The organism is Xanthomonas sp. SHU 166 (assembly GCF_000364685.1).
GTDB classification, from domain to species: domain Bacteria; phylum Pseudomonadota; class Gammaproteobacteria; order Xanthomonadales; family Xanthomonadaceae; genus Xanthomonas_A; species Xanthomonas_A sontii.
Map to the genome: position 1 here is coordinate 1 of NZ_AQOJ01000628.1, position 4,280 is coordinate 4,280.

Below are 4,280 nucleotides of genomic sequence, written 5' to 3' on the forward strand. Positions count from 1 at the left end.
CCAGCCACAGCGCCACCAGCGCCTGCGCCCACGGCCAGGCCGCCAGGGATGTCGTGGCCGGGGGTGCGGCGATCGCCGCGGTGGCAGCGGTGGCGTTGACGTTGATCTGCGCAGGCATCGCAGCGGACACGCGCGGCATCGCAGCGCCTGCCGGCGTCGCCGACACCGTGGCGACGGCCGCCGGTGCCGCCGCCATCTGCGTCGGCGCGGCCGGCAATACCGGCAACTGCACCGCGCCAGCCCACAGCAGGCCCAGCACGCTCTGCGCGGCGACCAGCCACCATAACCGGCAACGCGTCGCCGCCGGCAGGGTCGGCAGCCAGCGGCACAGCGCCCAGATCAGCGCGACCAGCACCAGCGTCTGCACGCTGGTCGCCAGCAGGCGCGACAGCAGGCTCTCGAACACGTCCGTCCCCACCAGGCTGTGCATGGCTCAGTCCTCTCGCCGTTGCGATTGCAGTTTGGCCACCAGGGCCTCCAGTTCTGCCAGTTCCGTGTCGCTGACCTCGGCGCGCTGCGACATCCACGCCACGAACGGCGAGACCGAGCCCTGCAGGGTCTTCTCGACGAAGCTGCCGACCGCGCTGCGCACCACGTCGTCCTGGCCGCTGGTGGCGGCATAGCGGTACACGCCCTGCACCTGGCGGCGACGCAGATAGGCCTTGGCGCGCAGGCGCTCCATCATGGTCAGCACGGTCGAGCGCGCCAGCCCGCGCCCCTCGCCGAACCCGGCGGCGACCTCGCCGACACTGGCATCGCCGTGTTCGGCGATGTACTGCAGCAGGGCCAGTTCCTGGTCCCCGATCGATTTGCGGCGCATCCGCCCACTCCGATGACTACACGTGTCGGCAAAGCTACCCGTGACGACAACTGTCGTCAATAGGTCGCAGGTCATGGGCGGCAGGCGTCTGCAAGCCTGGCGATGGCGCCGCTCCGCGAGGCCAGTCGCACCCGGCGCCTGCCGGTGGAATCGCATCGGTCCTGAGCATTCGGCCCCATGTCTCGCGCACGCGTACAGCAGCATGAGGTCGCCCCCGCCACCGTGCATGCACTCGCCGTAGACGTCGGCGCTGATCCAGCCTCGTTCGCGCAGCGGCACCAGCGCCCTATACCCAGGTATCGCACCACATACGCGCAGCAGGCAGCGCTGTACCAATGCGCAATGGTGCAAGCGCACATGCGATGCAAGAATTTCCCGCATCGCTTCACGCCGCTGTATTCACCGCGGGAAGCGCGCTGCCGCAGCTGCGCCGTTCGCCTCCATCGATCCGGAGCGGGCCGCCGCACCTGCCGCGCGCCACCTTCCCGGGTCCGTGCCACACCGTCGGCGCTCTTCCATCGCAAACGCACAGCCAGCCGGACGCCGCCGCGAACAGGCGGTCCTGCGCTGGGTGCGCGCGTGCGCCACCGCTTCCCCACTCCACGCCGGATCCGACCATGCACGCGACCTCCTCCCGTCTCCGCGCCGCCGCCCTGCCGATCTCTGCACCGCATCGCCTCAGGCACAAGTGCGCGCCGTCGTTGTTGTCTACGGCGCTGGTCGCCTGCCTCGCCGCCTCCACGGCGCACGCCGCGGAGGCGGCTGCCAGCAGCAACGCCGACACCACGCCGACCACGCTGTCCGCGCTGGACGTGGTGGCCTCGCCGCATGCGGCCGCGGTGGCGCCCACCCAGGTGGTGGGCCCGAACCGCTATGTCATCAATGCCGGCGACATGGACGCCGACCTCGCCGGCAGCAACGGCCTAGCACGGCTGAAAACCGTGCCCGGCGCCAGCTACACCGCCACCGATGGCTTGGGCCTGGACGTCTCCGCCACCAGCCTGTTCGTGCGCGGGTTCCGCATGAACGAAATGGGCATCAGCTTCGAAGGCGTGCCGTTGAACGACAGCGGCTTCCTGTCGTTGACCGGCACCAGCGTGGTCAACGTCGGCGTGCCGGACGCCATCGGCACCATCACCGTCAGCCCCGGCGCGGCACCGGTAAGCGTGTTCTCCAGCAGCGCCAACGGCGGCGCGCTGGAGTACCGCCTGGGCGAACCCAAGGACACGCCCGGCCTGCGCCTCAAGCAGGGCGTGGGCAGCGACGCGACCCGGGTCACCACGGTCTCCGCGCAGAGCGGGCAGCTCGGCGCCAACGGCCCGAAGCTGCAGGTCGACCTGCAGCGGCTGGGCGCGGACAAATACCAGGGCGGCGGCACCCAGCGCTTCCTGCGCGGCGACCTGAAGGCGACGCAGGACGTGGCCTGGGGCACGTTCACCGTGTTCCTGTCGGGCAGCCACGCCGCGATGTGGGGCTACAACAACCTGTCCTTCGACATGCTCGGCAAGCTGGGCTGGCGCGCCGACAGTCTCTATCCCGACTACGCCAAGGCCTATGCCATCGCCTTGCCGCAGAACGCCGGCGCATCCTGCGGCGTCTACCGCTGCGGCACGCTGGCCGGGCTGTTGCCGTACGACACCGGCCAGGTCACCGACGACCGCATCGCCTCGCTCGCGCATGATTTACGCATCTCCGACGCGCTCAGCGGACATGTGCAGGTCTACAGCGCGCACAGCCGCACCCACGCCACGCTGAGCGATCCGACCACGCCCTCACCCAACGGCGCGCCGTTCTCCGAGCAGGTGCAGGCGCCGCACCTGCGGCGTACCGGCGGTCTGCTCAGCCTGACCTATGTGCATGGCCGGCACACGCTCAGCGCCGGCCTCTGGCAGGAGCACAGCAGCGCCGACGCGGCGACGTCCTGGTACACCGAACCGCTGCTGGGGCAGGGCCGGCCGCTGCGCACCACCGGGCCGTGGGATGTGTACGGCCCGGCGTTCAAGACCGACAACGTCTCGCAGTGGACCACCCGCGCGCGCCAGGTGTACCTGCACGACGACATCGCGCTGAGCGACACGCTGGTGCTGGGCCTTGGCGCCAAGGCGGTGGATTTCCGCACCAGCGGCGGCGGTGTCGGCGATGCGCCGGACCGGCCGGCGGCCGGCACGCTGCGCGCGAAGAGCGCGTTCCTGCCGCATCTGTCGCTGTTCTGGAGCCCGACCGCGCAGACCGACGGCTTCATCGACCTGGGCAGCGCGATGAACGGCTTCCGCGTCGCCCAGCGCGGCAACATCGGCTATACCGCCTCGGCCTGGACCGTCCCCGACCAAGCCACGTTCGACCGCCTCGCCCGCCACCTGCAGCCGGAACAGGACTGGAACCTCACCCTCGGCGGCACCCATCGCTTCGACCGCGCCACCGTCACCGCGGACGTGTTCTACGGCGACATCCGCCATCGCCTGCTGTCGGCCGCGGTCGGCACCCAGTTCGCGCAGGTCAACACCGTGCAGGTGATGCCGAAGATGCACACCTTCGGCGCCGACCTGGGCGTGACCGTCGACCTCACCCCGCACCTGCAGTTCTACCAGGGGGTGGCGCTGGCGCGCTCGGTCTACGACCGCGACGTGGTCGTCGACGGCAACGTCTATCCGATCCAGGGCAAGGCGCAGCCGGGCTATCCGCAACTGTCGCTGGTCAGCGACCTGTCGGCGCATGTGCGCCACTGGCGCTTCGGCGCCACCAGCACCGAGTACCTGCATCAGCCCTTCACCTACGAGAACGACCTGCGCGTGCCGGCGTTCTGGCAGGTCAACACGTACACCGCGTACACGCTGGGGCCCGACAGCCCGCTACCCGGCCTGGAACTGCGCCTTGACGTCAGCAACCTGCTCGACCGCCACAACATCGGTACCGCCAACATCGCCGGCTCGGCGTTCGCCGGCGACTACCAGACGCTGCAGCGCAGCGCACCGCGGCAGGTGTTGTTCAGTACCTCGCTGGCGTTTTGAGCGGGAGGCGCGCATGCATGGGACAGACATGGCGTTCACAGCGATGCCACGCCGGCGCGACTAGAAGTTTCCGCACCGGTCCGCCGACGCATGCCGCGTCCGTCGGACTTCGCCGCCGCGCTCTGCGGCGTGCGCCCCACGACCGCAGCGGCTTATGGACAGGACATCGGCATGAGCGACGACACCCGCAACACCGGTTCGCCCGATCGCGACCGCATCAACCTCCACGAAGACGACGAAGTGCGCGACTGGACGCAGGCGCTGGGTGTGTCCGCCGACGAGCTGCGCACCGCCGTGCAGGCCGTGGGCAGCAGCGCCGCGGCGGTCCGCGCGCACCTGCGCACGTGACGCGGGCCGGGCCCGCGTCATGAGCCTCGCCGACTACCGCCGCAAGCGCCGCTTCGACAAGACCCGCGAACCGGAGCCGGGCAAGCCGGTGCCGGCGGGGCAGC

At 70.5% G+C, this 4,280-nt stretch carries 3 protein-coding genes and 1 pseudogene; 2 read left to right on the forward strand and 2 right to left on the reverse strand.

The window, feature by feature from the left end:
- Together D180_RS15270 and D180_RS15275 are read right to left on the reverse strand one after the other, a co-directional pair.
- Nucleotides 1-430, reverse strand: a pseudogene (locus D180_RS15270) (hypothetical protein); the annotation flags it as partial.
- 3 nt (nucleotides 431-433) lie between these two features.
- A complete protein-coding gene (locus D180_RS15275) occupies nucleotides 434-820 on the reverse strand; it encodes a BlaI/MecI/CopY family transcriptional regulator (protein ID WP_017913478.1) in 387 nt (128 codons plus the stop codon).
- 617 nt (nucleotides 821-1,437) lie between these two features.
- Here D180_RS15275 and D180_RS15280 point away from each other — a divergent pair.
- Nucleotides 1,438-3,828: a TonB-dependent receptor gene (locus tag D180_RS15280; RefSeq protein WP_232760520.1), complete on the forward strand. Its 2,391-nt coding sequence runs from the start codon at nucleotides 1,438-1,440 to the stop codon at nucleotides 3,826-3,828.
- A gap of 171 nt (nucleotides 3,829-3,999) precedes the next feature.
- Nucleotides 4,000-4,176: a DUF3606 domain-containing protein gene (locus tag D180_RS15285; RefSeq protein ID WP_081616507.1), complete on the forward strand. Its 177-nt coding sequence runs from the start codon at nucleotides 4,000-4,002 to the stop codon at nucleotides 4,174-4,176.
- Nucleotides 4,177-4,280: the final 104 nt, after the last annotated feature.